General features: G+C 52.8%; 13 protein-coding genes. 2 read left to right on the forward strand and 11 right to left on the reverse strand.

Annotated elements, in window-relative coordinates; translation table 11 throughout:
* Positions 1-9: 9 nt before the first annotated feature.
* Genes gspF through gspC form a run of 4 tightly spaced genes read right to left on the reverse strand, consistent with a single transcriptional unit; the run spans position 10 to position 5,878 of the window.
* Entirely contained in the window at positions 10-1,263 is a 1,254-nt protein-coding gene (gspF, locus tag CWI83_RS05245; RefSeq protein ID WP_126826716.1) for a type II secretion system inner membrane protein GspF, read from the reverse strand.
* A 2-nt stretch (positions 1,264-1,265) separates the two neighbouring features.
* Positions 1,266-2,828 (reverse strand): type II secretion system ATPase GspE, encoded by a 1,563-nt coding sequence (gspE, locus tag CWI83_RS05250; RefSeq protein WP_126826718.1) that lies wholly within the window; start codon positions 2,826-2,828, stop codon positions 1,266-1,268.
* On the reverse strand, positions 2,821-4,941 hold the full coding sequence (gene gspD, locus CWI83_RS05255) for a type II secretion system secretin GspD (RefSeq protein ID WP_126826721.1): 2,121 nt from the start codon (positions 4,939-4,941) through the stop codon (positions 2,821-2,823). Before gspD ends, gspE begins: the two co-directional genes overlap by 8 nt.
* Before the next feature lie 37 nt (positions 4,942-4,978).
* Positions 4,979-5,878 carry a type II secretion system protein GspC gene (gene gspC / locus CWI83_RS05260; protein ID WP_157980369.1) on the reverse strand — a complete coding sequence of 300 codons (900 nt, stop codon included), beginning with the start codon at positions 5,876-5,878 and terminating at the stop codon, positions 4,979-4,981.
* Positions 5,879-6,021: 143 nt separating this feature from the next.
* Here gspC and hslO point away from each other — a divergent pair, with 143 nt between their 5' ends.
* The gene (hslO, locus tag CWI83_RS05265) at positions 6,022-6,876 is read left to right on the forward strand and encodes an Hsp33 family molecular chaperone HslO (protein ID WP_126826727.1); all 855 of its coding nucleotides are present in this window, start codon (positions 6,022-6,024) and stop codon (positions 6,874-6,876) included.
* Positions 6,877-6,881: 5 nt separating this feature from the next.
* Entirely contained in the window at positions 6,882-7,265 is a 384-nt protein-coding gene (locus CWI83_RS05270) for an RNA-binding S4 domain-containing protein (RefSeq protein ID WP_126826730.1), read from the forward strand.
* A 3-nt stretch (positions 7,266-7,268) separates the two neighbouring features.
* Here CWI83_RS05270 and der read toward each other — a convergent pair whose 3' ends face one another.
* The 7 genes from der to pilW are packed head-to-tail and all read right to left on the reverse strand — an operon-like array spanning position 7,269 to position 14,909.
* On the reverse strand, positions 7,269-8,780 hold the full coding sequence (gene der / locus CWI83_RS05275) for a ribosome biogenesis GTPase Der (RefSeq protein WP_126826732.1): 1,512 nt from the start codon (positions 8,778-8,780) through the stop codon (positions 7,269-7,271).
* Between the two features lie 4 nt (positions 8,781-8,784).
* On the reverse strand, positions 8,785-9,990 hold the full coding sequence (bamB, locus tag CWI83_RS05280) for an outer membrane protein assembly factor BamB (RefSeq protein ID WP_126826735.1): 1,206 nt from the start codon (positions 9,988-9,990) through the stop codon (positions 8,785-8,787).
* Positions 9,987-10,601, reverse strand: a complete 615-nt coding sequence (locus tag CWI83_RS05285) for a YfgM family protein (protein WP_126826738.1) — start codon at positions 10,599-10,601, stop codon at positions 9,987-9,989. The genes bamB and CWI83_RS05285 overlap by 4 nt, the downstream gene beginning before the upstream one ends.
* Before the next feature lie 36 nt (positions 10,602-10,637).
* Positions 10,638-11,900 carry a histidine--tRNA ligase gene (hisS, locus tag CWI83_RS05290; protein WP_126826741.1) on the reverse strand — a complete coding sequence of 421 codons (1,263 nt, stop codon included), beginning with the start codon at positions 11,898-11,900 and terminating at the stop codon, positions 10,638-10,640.
* A 54-nt stretch (positions 11,901-11,954) separates the two neighbouring features.
* Positions 11,955-13,064, reverse strand: coding sequence for a flavodoxin-dependent (E)-4-hydroxy-3-methylbut-2-enyl-diphosphate synthase (ispG, locus tag CWI83_RS05295; RefSeq protein ID WP_126826744.1), 1,110 nt, complete (start codon positions 13,062-13,064; stop codon positions 11,955-11,957).
* 53 nt (positions 13,065-13,117) lie between these two features.
* On the reverse strand, positions 13,118-14,137 hold the full coding sequence (locus CWI83_RS05300; RefSeq protein ID WP_198677250.1) for a RodZ domain-containing protein: 1,020 nt from the start codon (positions 14,135-14,137) through the stop codon (positions 13,118-13,120).
* Positions 14,130-14,909, reverse strand: coding sequence for a type IV pilus biogenesis/stability protein PilW (gene pilW, locus CWI83_RS05305; RefSeq protein WP_126826750.1), 780 nt, complete (start codon positions 14,907-14,909; stop codon positions 14,130-14,132). The genes CWI83_RS05300 and pilW overlap by 8 nt, the downstream gene beginning before the upstream one ends.
* Positions 14,910-14,913: the final 4 nt, after the last annotated feature.

Raw genomic sequence — 14,913 nt, forward strand, 5'->3', positions numbered from 1 at the left:
CCTCCAATACTACAAGCCGATGGCTTGGTTAAGCGCCATAATCGGCTGAATAATCGCTAAAATAATAAATAAAACTGCACCCGCCATGGTCACGATCAACAGCGGCTCAAACACTTTGAGTGCAATATTCATGGTTTGTTCGAAATCGCGGTCCTGATTATCTGCCGCGCGCCCGAGCATGTCCTCGAGTTCCCCGCTACGCTCGCCGGCGGCGATCATATGCAGCATCATTGGCGGGAACAATTTACTTTGAGCCAGAGCCGCTCGTAATGATGCACCTTCGCGAACGCGATCAGCGGCTTCTTTCAAGGCAATCTGCATAGCGCGATTACTGATAATGCGTCCGGTAATGGTTAGGCCCTCGAGTAGCGGCACGGCCGATGCGGTGAGAATGCTTAAGGTGCGGCTGAAGCGAGAGGTATTGACGCCTCGAATCACTTTTCCGACCAATGGCAAACGCAATAGCCAGCCGTCATAACGGTCGCGAAACGTCGGACGTCGCAACGCGAATTTCAATCCAACGTAAGCACTCACTAGCGCCAGCAAGATATACAACCACGCTGCTTGTAAAAATCCAGAAATCGAAAGTAAGACAGTGGTTGTGGTTGGCAAGCTGGCATCAAGCTGAACAAACTGCTCGACGATACCCGGCACCACTGACACCAGCAAAAACACGATAACGGCGACGGCGACCATGGTTAAGATCGCTGGATACGCCAATGCCTGCATCAGCTGTCCACGCAACTTATTGCGCTGCTCGGTATAGTCCGCCAAACGCTCAAGCACTTCATCTAAATGCCCGGAACGTTCACCTGCCGCCACCATCGAGGTGAAAAGTTTATCAAAAACATAAGGATACTCGGCCATCGATTCAGCCAAGGAGTAGCCCTCGACGACTTTTGAGCGCACGGCCATCACCAAGCCTTGTAAGCGCGGCTTCTCGGTTTGTTCAGCCACCGCCTGCAACACCTGTTCGAGGGGCAGCCCCCCACCAACTAAGCTCGCCATTTGCCGACTGATCAGCGCAAGGTCACCTGAGCTAATACGGGCAGCCCTTCTGCGCAAGAGGGGCTGCCCCTTTTTCAAGAGGGGCAGCCCCTCTTTTTTTTGTATGCGATTACCCGTTTCAGCCTCTTCAACCGAAATCGGGATCAATGATTTTTCGCGCAGTTGCTGACGCACTTGACGTTCAGTGTCTGCCTCTAAAATACCGGATTTCTTGCGACCCTTTGCGTCAAGTGCTTGATATGCGTACGCCGCCATTCTTATTCCTCGCGGGTCACACGAAGCACTTCTTCGAGCGTGGTCACGCCGACGGCGACTTTGGCAAGACCGTCATCGCGGATACTCGGGGAATACTTGCGGATATACTTCTCAATCGCCTGTTCGCCGTGGCCATTATGGATAAAGTCGCGGACGGTCTCATCAACCACCAGCAACTCATGGATCCCAGTTCGGCCTCGATAGCCTGAACCATTACAGTGTTCGCATCCACGTGCTTGATAAAGCTGGACATTTTCACGAACTCGGCGTGGTAAGTGGGCGAAATATTTAAGCTCGTCGGCGCTTGCTTCATAGGGCTCGCGACAGTCTTCACAGAGCGTTCGAACCAGCCGCTGAGCTAGAACTGCCAACAAAGATGACGACAGTAAAAACGGTTCGACACCCATATCTTCCAAGCGCGTGATCGCACCCGAGGCGGTGTTGGTGTGCAAGGTCGATAAGACCAAATGGCCGGTTAATGAGGCCTGCACACCGATTTGCGCGGTTTCAACATCGCGGATTTCACCGACCATGACCACGTCCGGATCTTGTCGTAAAATAGCTCGCAACCCTCGCGCAAAGGTCATATCCACCTTCGGATTTACCTGGGTTTGGCCGATGCCTTCGATGTTATATTCGATCGGATCTTCGACGGTCAGAATATTACGGTCACGCGAATTAATCTCCATCAAGCCCGCATAAAGAGTGGTCGATTTACCCGATCCGGTCGGCCCGGTCACCAAAATGATACCGTGCGGTTTTTTAATCAGTTGTGCGAAAACTTTGCGGTTCGCCTCGGTCATACCGAGCTGCTCGAGGTTCAAACGCGCGTTATTTTTGTCCAACAAACGCAAAACCACCCGCTCGCCGTGGCTTGAGGGCATGGTCGAGACCCGCACATCAACCGCACGACCGGCGATTAAGAGGCTGATGCGTCCGTCTTGTGGGACGCGTTTTTCGGCGATATCGAGCTGCGCCATAACCTTGATCCGCGATACCAGTAGCGAGCTAAGCTTGCGATTCGGCCGAATCACCTCACGCAACACGCCATCAATACGGAAACGTACCCGCAATTCTTTCTCAAAGGTTTCGATATGGATGTCCGAAGCGCCCTCTTTGATAGCCTCGGACAGCATGGCATTAATCAATTTAATAATCGGCGCGTCGTCTTCACTTTCGAGCAAGTCTTCCGTTTGCGGCAATTCATCGGCCAATGTCGTTAAGTCTGCTGAGCCAATATCTTCCATCAGCTGTTTCGCCTCAGACGAGTCGCGCTGATAGGCCGCGGTCAAGATCGCTTCGAACGCTTCTGGCTCATGTTGCTGTACGCGAAATGGAGCATCGAGGATGCGCCGAACTTCTAATAAAGCTTGCGGTGATGGGACACCCCGAGTGTGCACGATAAAGAGGGGCTGCCCCTCTTTTGCTAGGGGCTGCCCCCCCTCTGAGGTAGGGGCTGCCCCTCCCTCCTGCGGGGTCGCGACAACCACCCCAAAACGCTTCGCAAAGCCAAAGGGCAAGCGGCGTGGACTGATTTCCGCTGCGACTTCAGCAACGTTAGTCATTGCCGCCATCCTCCGATTTTTGGGTAGGGGCTGCCCCTCTTTTTGAAGGGGCTGCCCCTCCTTTGTTATCCCGCAGGTAATCCTCAAACCCCGGCGGCAAAGTCAACTCACCATCCCACTCCGGCACCACCGGTTGCTCGGTGAATGGCATGAGTTCGATGCCATCTTCGTTGGCACGAATTTGCTCGGCGCGGATAAAGTTGTATTTGCGCGAGCTAACTTCCATTGCGCCAGCCGAATCACGCAAAATGGTCGGCCGGATAAAGACCATCAAATTACGCTTTTGTTTAGTTGTTGAAGTCGAGGTAAAGAGCTGTCCTAACAACGGAATATCGCCCAATAACGGCACCTTCGAGACGCTCTCTTGCACGTCTTCATCAATCAAACCGCCAAGCACGATGGTCTCGCCATCTTCGGCCATGACTGTGGTTTTCAATTCACGCTTGTTGATGGTGATATCCACCGCTGTTGCGCCGCCGATACTAGAAACTTCTTGCTCGATAAACAGTTGGACCGAATTACCCTCGTTGATTTGTGGGGTCACCCTCAGTTTGATCCCGATCTCTTGGCGATTCACGGTCTGGAATGGGTTACTATTGTTATCACCCGCGGTCGAGCCCGTCAAAGTCGGCACTTCTTGACCGACCAGGAATGAGGCTTCTTCGTTGTCGACTGTGGTAATGCTTGGTGTGGCCAAGACGTTCGAATTGGTGGTGCTCGACACGGCTTGTAAAATTGCGCCCCAGTCGTTTTTCACCACACCGACCATCATGCCGTTGACGTTGCCCAGTACCTGCGCCAATAAATCAGTATTGCCAGGCACATCAGGGGTGGTGGTGGTGACCACATTACCATCAACTATGGTGGTGGTCGTGGTGCCTGGCTGCTCGCGCGCTTGATAGGCGCCAGCAGCGACGGCCCCAATCGGAGCTTGGTTGCCGTTATTCCACTGCACTAAGCCGCCGTCTTCAGAAATCCACTGTAAGCCAAAATCAATACCATCAGAGTCGAACACTTCGACAATAATCGCTTCAACGTGCACTTGTGCACGGCGGATATCCAGCTGACGAATCACACTCTCAAGCGATGACAACATATCCGGCTGAGCGGTAATCACCACTGAGTTTGAGGCGGTATGTGCTGAAATCGAAATTTCTTTGCCACGCGAACCTGCACGCACCGCACCACCGGCTGTGGCGCCTGCCATTTCGGCGGCAAGTGACTCGGAAACGCCCTGTAATACGTCAACGAGTTCATCAGCTTTGGCGTACTTCAAATAATAAACGCGGGTGTTGCCCTCGGCGCGTAAATCTTGGTCCAGCTGGCGAACTAACTTCATCACCCGCTCGCGCGCTTTCGGCTCACCGCTAATCACCACACTATTGGTGCGCTCATCGGCGACGATTTTTGGGATCAATAGCGGCGGTGTGCCATCGTTGGTTTTTTCGTACAAAGCACTAGCGATGCGAACCACTTCTGCTGCTGAGGCATATTGTAGTTTCACCACTTCGGCGTCTTGATTACCGGCTTTGTCGACGCGCTCGATGACTTCAACGAGGCGCTGCACGGTCTCGCTGCGACCGGTGAGCATGATCACGTTGGATGGGTCGTAAGAGACCACGTTGCCGCCACCACTTTGGTCGTTCAGCAAGCGTAGCAAAGGCGCCAGCTCGCGGACGTTAACGTTTTGCACTGGCACGACCCGCGTGACCAGGGTGTCACCGCCTAAATCGTTATTATCCACCACCGGGATCGCGCCGTTGCGCGCATCTTTATCGCGCATAACTTTGATGATGCCCGACTCCATCTCGATAGTGGCAAATCCGTACACATCCAACACGTTCAAGAAAAATTGCCAGTACTGCTGTTCGTTCATGACATCGTAGCTGCGGACGTCGATTTTGCCGCGCACATCGGGGTCGATAATCATGGTTTTACCGAGGTTGCGACCCACCAGTTGGATAAATTCAGTGATATCGGTGTTCTTAAAACTGGCGGCATATTCAACTGGCTCGGCTTGATCCGTGCCACGCATTTGGGCCCAGCTCTGCAAGCTCAAACTGCTCAGACTAAGCCCCATTAATACGGCTATGGATAGGGTGGATTTACGCATACTGGTTCCTTTTCCCATTCGCTTCACGGCGGTCATCTTATTCACTCGCCGGCACTTGGAGTTTTAAATCGATGTAGTCATCACCGCGCACGACGGTAATGGTGACCTCATTCATGGTCTTCAAATCTTCTTGCATCTGCATGGCGGTCGAAATATCGCTCAAGTTGGCACCATTTACCGCTACCGCGATATCCCCGCTTTCAAAGCCTGCCGCTTCAAATAACGCCGGGTCAGAGCCCGGGCTTAACCGATAGCCACGCAATCCGCCTGATTCCGCTACCGGCTGAATCTTAATGTACCGTAAGACCCCTTCGGCATCGAGCGAACGAACTCGCTGTACTTGTGAGGCAGATAAACGCTGCCGCTGGATTTGGGGGCGGTCAGCCGATGTCGCACGGGGGGGCTGCCCCTCATTGGTTTGGGCGGACGCGGCGGTGGGCGAAGTGCTTAGGCGCAAACCATCACTCAGCTCACCAATTCCTTCGAGTTCGAGGGTTTCGAGGCGGCCGTTGTTGTCGAGAATGACCCGATCGGCGAAGATTTCGACTAACTCGACTCGCGAACCAGGTAACTGTTCACCAATAATATACACTTGCTGTGAGCCGCGCTGTTCAATGATAGCGGCGGAGCGGGCCGGGTCAGAACTCGCGGATACCCCAAGCAAACGCACATTCAAGGTAGTTTTCGGCGCAGAGGTGACACTGCCACTGCGTTGCTGGGCGGCGCCAAATAGATTTAAGCGAGTGACCCCGGCTAGGTTAAGCGGGGTGGACCGATTAACACTCGCAGCGGCAAGCGGCCCAGCCACAGGCTCTGGAGTTGGGGTGAGCACCTGCCAGGTCAGTTGCGCCAGCAACCACACCGCAAGTGCTGCGAAGATGGCAGTAACAGCCCACAAAGCACGGGACCCTAGTACTGCCAAATTTAATTTGGACATAGGCATCTTCGTTATAATTTTGTAATAGCGCGCATTGTTGATTTCATTCTAGCGACTTCGACCACAACTGAACAGATATAATTCCGTAAATTTGGTATCATATTGCCCCAATATGACTCCATCATGAATGTAGGAAACTCAGCATGCAAGCTTCTGTCTCGCCAGCCACCGATTGTTTGTACCGTTACACCTTTTCTGAGCAGGATGTGCGCGGTGAATTGGTGCAGTTGAAAAGCAGTTATCAGCAGTTGTTGCAGGGGCATCAATATCCGGCGGCTGTGCAACAATTACTCGGCGAGTTGATGGCTGCCACCACCTTATTGAGCGCCACCCTAAAATTTGAAGGCCATATTAATTTGCAGTTACAAGGCGATGGCCCGGTTAATTTTATCTCGGTGAATGGCTCGCATGACCATAAGCTCCGCGGTATCGCGCGGTTAAGATCGGAACTTGATGACAACGACTACTCGCTCAAACAGCTGCTCGGTAAAGCGATGCTGATTATTACCCTAACGCCGAAGCAAGGTGAGCGGTACCAGGGCGTGGTCAGTGCCGATTACAGCAGTATTGCTGAAATTATCGAAAACTACTTTACTCAATCGGAGCAGCTGCACACTCGGGTTTGGCTGCACGCTGATGGCGAATATGCAGCGGGGATGTTATTACAAGTGATGCCTGCAGCGGGTCATGACCGCAGCTATTTTGAGCATCTGGAACATTTAACCGCAACCATGACCGCGCACGAGTTATTTAGCGTAGACGCTCTTACCGTATTACAGCGATTATACCATGAAGAGCAACTCGAGCTTTACCCTGCGCAGCCGGTGGAGTTTTTCTGCGGCTGTTCGCGGCAGCGCTCGCTCGAAGCTTTAGCGACGGTAACGCCAACTGAAATCAAAGACATCCTGGCAACGGATGGGCAAATCAGCATGCACTGTGATTACTGCAATGCGGATTATGTCTTTACCGCCGCTGACTTCGAGCTAGACCACGACTAACGCTTATGACGGATACGGTAAGAATCGATAAATGGCTGTGGGCCGCACGCTTTTGCAAAACTCGTTCGCTTGCCAGGCAGCTAGTGCAGTCTGGTAAGGTCAGTGTCGATGGACAAAAGGTAAAGCCGGCAAAAACCATCAGCGTCGGACAAGTCATCAAAGTCCCGCGCGGTTACGATATCTGGGAAGTCGAGGTACTAGGCCTAAGCGAGAACCGCTTGAGCGCGCCACTGGCGCAACAGCTCTATCGAGAAACCCAAGCGAGCATCGCCAAACGCGAGAAAGAGGCGCAACTGCGTAAGCTTAATGCCACTTATAACCCGCACCCTGATGCAAAGCCGGATAAAAAGCAACGCCGTCAGTTACTTAAGGTGAAGCAGCAGAACTAGCTGTTATTTCTTCCGCTTAATAAACTTCATCAAACGCTTGCGCTTGCGCTGTTGCGATAGGGTCAGCTGATTCTTCTTGCCGGCATACGGGTTCACCGACTCACGGAACTCGACTTTAATGGGCGTACCCATAACGCCAAGGGCTTTGCGGAAGTAATTGATCAAATAGCGCTGATAGGAATTCGGCAACTTGGTCACTTGGTTGCCGTGAATGATCACCCGCGGTGGGTTGTAGCCGCCGGCATGCGCATATTTTAATTTCACGCGACGCCCAGAAACCAAAGGTGGTTGATGCTCTTCGGTGGCCATTTCCATAATCCGGGTGAGCTTAGAGGTGCCAACCCGCTGGGTTGCTGAAGCATAGGCCTCTTGCACCGATTCGAACAGATTGCCGACCCCTGAGCCATGTAGCGCAGAGATAAAATGCACCCGGGCGAAGTCGACAAAGCCCAAGCGGCGGTCAAGTTCGCGCTTGATTTCATCGCGCTGATCTTGGCTCAAGCCATCCCATTTATTTACCGCAATCACAATCGAACGGCCGGCATTTAAGGCAAAGCCAATTAAGTTAAGGTCTTGATCCGAGATAGTTTCGCGGGCATCGAGAACACACAACACGACGTTGGCATCTTCAATTGCTTGTAAAGTCTTAATCACCGAGAACTTCTCGACGGTTTCGTCAATCCGACCACGGCGCCGCACCCCAGCCGTGTCAATGAGGATATACTCACGATCATCGCGCTGCATGGGAATATACACCGAATCCCGAGTCGTCCCGGGCATATCGTAAACCACCACCCGCTCCTCGCCGAGAATGCGGTTGGTTAAGGTCGATTTACCGACGTTCGGACGCCCGATAATCGCCAATTTAAGGGGCAGTGCCTCATAATCAATTTGGTCATGCTCAAGCTCAGGTGAACCAGGCTCAGCATAAACAATTTCACCCTCGGCATCGTAGACTATCTCGCCATCTTCATCGCGCAGTGGCTCAGGCTCTTGCTCGGTGATTTTTAGCTCAGGATACGCTTCAAGCAATGGGTTAAAGCACTTTTGCAGAAGCTGTTCAACGCCACGACCATGCGCTGCAGCAATGCCATAGACATTCCCCAGACCGAGTTCAAAGAAATCTGCTTGGGCAGAATTGGCGTCAATGCCATCGATTTTGTTGGCGACCACGTAAGCTTTTTTGTTGATGCGCCGCAAGTGCTGAGCGATGCCTTGGTCGGCTGGGGTGATGCCATCGCGGGCATCCACCATAAAGAGGACGACATCCGCTTCATCAATCGCGCGCAATGACTGCGCCGCCATTTCAGCATCGATGCCCTCTTCATCGCCATGCACACCGGCTGTGTCGATGACGATAAATTGGTAGCCATCATAGTTGGCTTGACCGTATTTACGGTCGCGGGTAAGCCCCGGAAAGTCTGCAACCAGTGCGTCGCGGGTGCGGGTTAACCGATTGAATAAGGTTGATTTGCCCACATTGGGGCGGCCCACAAGGGCGACCACTGGTAACATATTTTTAGAGCCCTAACGCGAGCACGCTGCCATCGCGCAATTGCAGATACATGGTATCGCCTGCGACAATTGGAGCGGTATAAATTTCGCTGTCTAATTCTAAGCGGCCAACGTTTTCACCCGAGCCTGCCGCTAAAAAGTGTAAAAAGCCAAAGCGATCGCCGACCACGATGTAATCGCCAAAGCGCACGGGTTCAGTCACACTGCGGCCTTGGAAATCGTCATTTGACCAGAGCTCGATCCCACCGTTAACGTCAACGGCATAGACGCTGTCTTGGCTATCGGTCAGATACAGACGCCCTAGGGTGTAGCTCATATCGCGATAAGAGCTGTACTCGCGTTGCCATAAGATCCGACCGCTGCGTAATTCAACCGCTGATAATTGGCCGTTGTAGGCAATTGAGTAGGCGGCTGTGCCTGAGATAATCGGTTGCACGTCTGAATCGACCAAACGCTGCAATTCAGTTGCCCCTTGCGGCACGGCTAATCGGGCTTCCCAGGCTTCTTGACCGTTATCAAGTACGGCGACTTTGAGCTTGCCGTTGGCCGTACCAAATAATACCCCGCCGTTGGTCACAGCTGGTGCGCCGGTGCCACGTAGGCTCAGCGCAGGTACGTCGGTACCAAGGGTCCAAATTTCTTCGCCGGTTTGTTCGCTTAGTGCAACAATAGTGCCAGAGCCAGTGTTCAATACCACGATACCGTCGCTGACCACAGGGTCGGTTAAGACTTCGCCATCCACGCTGGCTTGCCAGAACAATGAACCGTCTTCGGCGTTCAATGCCAATAAGGTGCCATTCTCACTGCCCAAGTACACTTGAGTTTGCGATGGGTTAGTGCTTAAACCACCGGCAATGCGAAACGGTTCGCTTGGGAAAATCCAGCCATCGCCTTCGCTACCGAGCAGTTCACGCACGTCGATTTGCCACACCAATGCGCCGGTTGCGGCGTTCATTGCACGGACTTCGCCGGCACGGTCTGCGGCAATAACATAGTCCTTCACTTTAACTGGGTGCAGGCGCGAAAAGAAACTACCGACGCCATCCCCTACTTCGCCTTGCCACAAGATATTGGCTGGCACGCTGGTAGTGAGCGGCTGTAGCTCTTTATAGGTTTTCTCATCGTCGCTATAGCCAAGCAGTGAGCAGCCTGAGACGAGGCTCAAGCTGGCGGCGATTAGGCTGTAGCGTACAAAACTGGTTAATTTCATGAATCCGCCGGGATGCTTTTCAGTTTGATTTCGGCCAGTTGTGACTGGTACTCGACTGTATCAATTGCGGCTTGATAGGCACTGCGTGCGCCGGCTAAGTCGCCTTGTGCTTGCAACACATCGCCGCGCAACTCGTGGCTCATGCCTTCAAACCCTGCAACTGTGCTGGCGACCGTTAACGCATCTAAGGCACCGCTGAAGTCTTGTTGGGCTAGGCGCACGCGCGCTTCACGCACTGCTGCAACACCTTTTACTGAGCCTTCGGCCTGCTCACGCACGCCTTGATAAAGACTAGCTGCTTGCGCTAAATCATCGTTTTGAATGGCCGCACGCGCCAGCTCAAATGCTGCAAGTTGGCCCATAATGGCGTCGCCATTTTCAGCAATAAAGGTTTGCGCGCTGCCGCTTGCAGCCTCGGCATCTTGCTCGAGCTCAGCGATAATCGCAGCGTACTGCTCGGCTTGTGCTTCTTGCCCAGCGCGGACGCTGTTGTCGTAATATTGCCAGCCGTAAAACAGGGCAAAACCAATCACTAAACCAGCGATAATGCCGCGGCCATGCTCTGCCCACCAGGCTTTAATCTGTTCGACTTGTTGTTCTTCTGTTTCCATGGTCTTTCCTTCCGTACTTGCCCGTTCCTACAACGCTTACAGCGCGCGGATAACTGCATCAATTTGAGTGAATTCTTGATCGGCTTGGTCACGATCGCGCAAGTGTTTCAGCTGGTAAGTCTCGATGCCCCCATCCATAAACACCACTAATCCGTATTCGGCCCCTGATTTATCAGCTTTGTTGAGCTTTTTCTTCAGCGCTTGGCTGCCGCTGTGCACTTGTACTTTAAGCCCAATTTGGCCATCGCGTAGCTGTTCGGCAACGCGTAAAACGATAAGTTCCGCCTCCGCATTGCCGGCCATGACATAGAGGTCGGTACTGCGGCTGGATGGGATTTTACCTTGTGCTTCGAGCAATAACACTAAGCGCTCAATGCCCATGGCAAAGCCCACCCCCGGCGTTGGTTTACCGCCGAGTTGTTCAACCAAGCCATCATAACGGCCCCCGGCACACACGGTGCCTTGCGCGCCAAGTTCAGTGGTGACCCACTCGAACACGGTGCGGTTGTAATAATCTAAGCCGCGCACCAAGCGCTCGTTTAAGGTATAACGAATGCCAGCGGCATCAAGACGGGTGCACAAACCTTCGAAATGGTCGCGTGATTCGTCATCCCAATAGTCTGATAAGCGCGGCGCGTTCGCAAGAATTGCTTGGGTTTGCGGCGACTTGCTATCGAGCACGCGCAGCACGTTGCTATCAAGGCGGCGCTGCGAATCTTCATCGAGCTCGGCTTCGTGGGCACGCAAAAACTCACGCAAGGCATCACGATAGTTGGCACGCGCTTCGTTCGAGGCCAGCGAGTTTAATTGCAGCTCTACTTGGTCTTCGATGCCAAAGGCTTTCCAAAGCCGAGCTGACAATAGAATAATTTCGGCGTCGATATCTGGCCCTGGCATGCCAAAGGCTTCAATACCGAACTGATGAAACTGACGATACCGGCCTTTTTGTGGACGCTCGTGACGAAACATCGGGCCCATATACCAAAGCCGTGGGGTTTGGTTGTAGAGCAAGCCATGCTCGTTGCCGGCACGGACACAACTTGCGGTGCCTTCTGGGCGCAGCGTCAGGCTATCACCGTTGCGATCGTCGAAGGTGTACATTTCTTTTTCGACGATATCGGTGACTTCACCGATTGAGCGTTTGAAAAGGTCGGTGCTTTCGAGCACCGGCATGCGAATTTCTTCGTATGAATAGGCGCTTGCCACTTGGCGCAGCACGCCCTCAACATATTGCCAAGCCGGTGATTGGCTGGGCAACAGGTCGTTCATTCCGCGAATTGCTTGAATATTTTTGGCCACGTCAGTTCAATTCTATTGCTAGGTTTAATTTTGAGCGCGCTAGTATACCGCAGCTTACGCCTGCTTCACAGGAATCTTCTCGGCATTTAGCTGTTTTACTTTGGCGCGGATTTTCGCTTCGAGCTGATCCACGATATCGGTGTTATCGATGCGCTCTTTTTGACGCTCGCCGTCGAGGTAAAAACCACTCTTATTTTTCGCCCCAGCAAGGCCAACTTGCGACACCAGTGCTTCGCCCGGGCCGTTGACGACACAACCAATAATCGACACGTCCATCGGTGTGGTAATGTCTTCGAGGCGCTGCTCAAGGGCGTTAACGGTCCCAATCACATCAAATTCTTGGCGGGAGCAGCTTGGGCAGGCGATAAAATTGATACCGCGGCTGCGAATGCGCAGTGATTTGAGAATATCAAAACCAACTTTGATTTCTTCGACTGGGTCGGCAGCCAGGCTAACCCTGATGGTATCGCCGATGCCTTCGGCTAATAGCATGCCAAGGCCAATGGCTGATTTGACCGAGCCGCCACGCAAGCCACCGGCCTCAGTGATGCCAAGGTGCAGCGGTTGTTCGATTTGTTTGGCGAGTAAGCGATAGCTCTCGACCGCAAGGAAGACATCAGAGGCCTTCACGCTGACTTTGAAGTTTTGGAAATCAAGCCGATCGAGGATATCCACATGACGCATCGCTGATTCAACCAATGCCGCGGGAGTTGGCTCGCCGTATTTTTCTTGTAAGTCGCGTTCGAGTGAGCCGCCGTTTACGCCGATGCGAATGGGGATGTTTTTATCGCGAGCAGCGTCGACCACGGCTCGAATGCGTTGTTCGTTACCGATATTACCTGGATTAATGCGCAGGCAATCGACGCCATATTCGGCCACTTTCAGCGCGATACGATAATCGAAATGAATATCTGCAACCAGCGGCACTGGACTTTGGGCTTTAATGTGTTTAAAGGCCTCTGCGGCATCCATGGTCGGCACACTGACCCGGACAATATCGGCGCCGGCTGCGGCAATAGCTTTGACTTGTGCAACTGTGGCGGCGACATCTGTGGTTTCGGTATTGGTCATGGACTGCACAGCAATGGGCGCGCCGTCACCGATGGGGACATTACCTACATAAATTCTACGACATGGGCGTCGCTTAATCGGATTGTCTAACACCGCTTCACCTATATTCTTGGCTTATATTCTATTTGTTCGCCGCTAGCGCGTTATTACTCGCCACCTAAAGTCATGGTGACTGAGCGGCCGCGACGATATCCACTTAAATCGACTGGCTCGCCATTATACGTCATTTCAACCGCGTCAGGTTTACATAGAATAATAGCAAAAGGTGCCTGCCCTTGTAATGGCATTCGATAGCCATTTGCTTTCACGCCGATGGCAATCTCTTCACCGGTGGCATCGACGACTTTTACCCAACACGCATCGCTGAAGGTCATGACCAGGCTATCGAGGCTACTGGCGGGCTCGGTTGGCGTTGGCGCTGGCTCGGGCTCTGGCTCGGGCTCTGGCTCGGGTTGCGGCTCTGACTCGGTTTCAGCTATTGCTTCGGCTTGTAGATCGGATTGTTGTTGCTCCGCAGCTATCGGTTCTTGAACCGGTTCTGCGGCTGTATCGATTCCACTATCTGCCATAACTTGAGAGCGAACTTCAGCTTCCGTTGGAGAGCTTTTTCCTGGTTCAAAAGCTGGCTGTGACTGAGAACGTGGCCGCACACTTACTGCTATTTTTGACTCATCTTGATTAGCAATAAACTCAGCTTGAGTCGGAGCATCATCCGAGCCAGTGATTGTATTTATGCGAAAATCACTCTCTTGAATCCACCAAATAATCGCGGCACCAAGGACGATTGCAATAATGATATAACTGGCCCATTTCAGTCGATTATCGTTACGCTCACGAATGTGCTGCTGTGAGAAGCTTTGCATTTTCACATTCGATTCGACATCGGTGTCACCGCGAATATTCTCATAAGCTCGCAACAATTGTTCGGCATCGAGTTCCAGTACCCTAGCAATCGCTCGCAAATATCCTCGCAGGAAGGTCGAGCTGGCCAAGCCTTCATACTGATCTTGTTCGATCCCTTTGACAACGGCTAAGCGCAAGCGCAGATGATCAGCTAACTCTTGCTCGGTCATCCCCGCCTCTTGGCGCGCCGAACGAATCATGCTGCCTGGACTGTTGGTTAGTTGCTGTTCATTCGCATCAGCTGATTTTTTACGATTACTCATAACTCTCATCTTTCAATTGTTGGGCCTGGCCTGAAGTTGGGAACCGGGCCTGTAATAATTCGGCAAACTGAGCGCGCTTAGCGGGCTTGCGTTGAACTTCCGCCAGTTGGACTTCGAGCCATAAATACTCTGCGGTTAAGCGCGGCTGCGCGGCGCGGCGCGCGAGCACGACTTCGGTATCACTGAAACGTCTGAGTTTTAGGAGCATCCGCGCGTAGCTTTCTAAAATTTCGACGTTATTCGGGCTGTGATTAAGCGCCAGCTTGTAATAATTTTCAGCACTCTTGTAGCGGTTATGATCCGCGGCACAGAGCGCGGCATTCTCATAGGTGTCCGCGACCCGCACATAATTGGTTTGGGCAATGGCTTTGTTAAAGAGTTCATCCGCCTCATCAGGACGACTTTGCGAGCAGAGTAAGACGCCGAGATTGTTGAGGGTGTCGCCATCGTCGGGTTTGAGTCTTAGCGCATAACGATAGTTTTGCTCGGCTTGGCCGTATTCTTGCACTTGCTGGAAATAAAAGGCTAAACCGGTGTAGATTTCTGGCATCCGCGGCGCGAAATCTCGAGCTCGCTCAAGGTTGGCGCGGGCTTGGGTAAAGTTGCCGGCACGTAAATATTGCAAACCGAGCGCTAAGCGGGTGCGCGCGGCTTCGTTGGCATCGAATTGTTGTGCGGGTTGGTCTTTACCATCCACTGTGCGCTGGCTGACGCAGCCGCTGAGCCCAAGGCTGAGGAGCGCGCACAGCATCAGTGTCGCAAACGTTCGCATGATG

Origin of the sequence: Pseudidiomarina taiwanensis, from assembly GCF_003987435.1 — a bacterium.
GTDB lineage: Bacteria > Pseudomonadota > Gammaproteobacteria > Enterobacterales > Alteromonadaceae > Pseudidiomarina > Pseudidiomarina taiwanensis.

What these genes read in the sequence shown, in the direction of transcription:
- gspD (WP_126826721.1), bottom strand. Translation starts at nt 4,941, where the DNA reads ATGCGTAAATCCACCCTATCCATAGCCGTATTAATGGGGCTTAGTCTG.
- pilW (WP_126826750.1), bottom strand. Translation starts at nt 14,909, where the DNA reads ATGCGAACGTTTGCGACACTGATGCTGTGCGCGCTCCTCAGCCTTGGG.
- gspC (WP_157980369.1), bottom strand. Translation starts at nt 5,878, where the DNA reads ATGTCCAAATTAAATTTGGCAGTACTAGGGTCCCGTGCTTTGTGGGCT.
- bamB (WP_126826735.1), bottom strand. Translation starts at nt 9,990, where the DNA reads ATGAAATTAACCAGTTTTGTACGCTACAGCCTAATCGCCGCCAGCTTG.
- gspF (WP_126826716.1), bottom strand. Translation starts at nt 1,263, where the DNA reads ATGGCGGCGTACGCATATCAAGCACTTGACGCAAAGGGTCGCAAGAAA.
- hslO (WP_126826727.1), top strand. Translation starts at nt 6,022, where the DNA reads ATGCAAGCTTCTGTCTCGCCAGCCACCGATTGTTTGTACCGTTACACC.
- gspE (WP_126826718.1), bottom strand. Translation starts at nt 2,828, where the DNA reads ATGACTAACGTTGCTGAAGTCGCAGCGGAAATCAGTCCACGCCGCTTG.
- CWI83_RS05285 (WP_126826738.1), bottom strand. Translation starts at nt 10,601, where the DNA reads ATGGAAACAGAAGAACAACAAGTCGAACAGATTAAAGCCTGGTGGGCA.
- CWI83_RS05300 (WP_198677250.1), bottom strand. Translation starts at nt 14,137, where the DNA reads ATGAGTAATCGTAAAAAATCAGCTGATGCGAATGAACAGCAACTAACC.
- CWI83_RS05270 (WP_126826730.1), top strand. Translation starts at nt 6,882, where the DNA reads ATGACGGATACGGTAAGAATCGATAAATGGCTGTGGGCCGCACGCTTT.
- der (WP_126826732.1), bottom strand. Translation starts at nt 8,780, where the DNA reads ATGTTACCAGTGGTCGCCCTTGTGGGCCGCCCCAATGTGGGCAAATCA.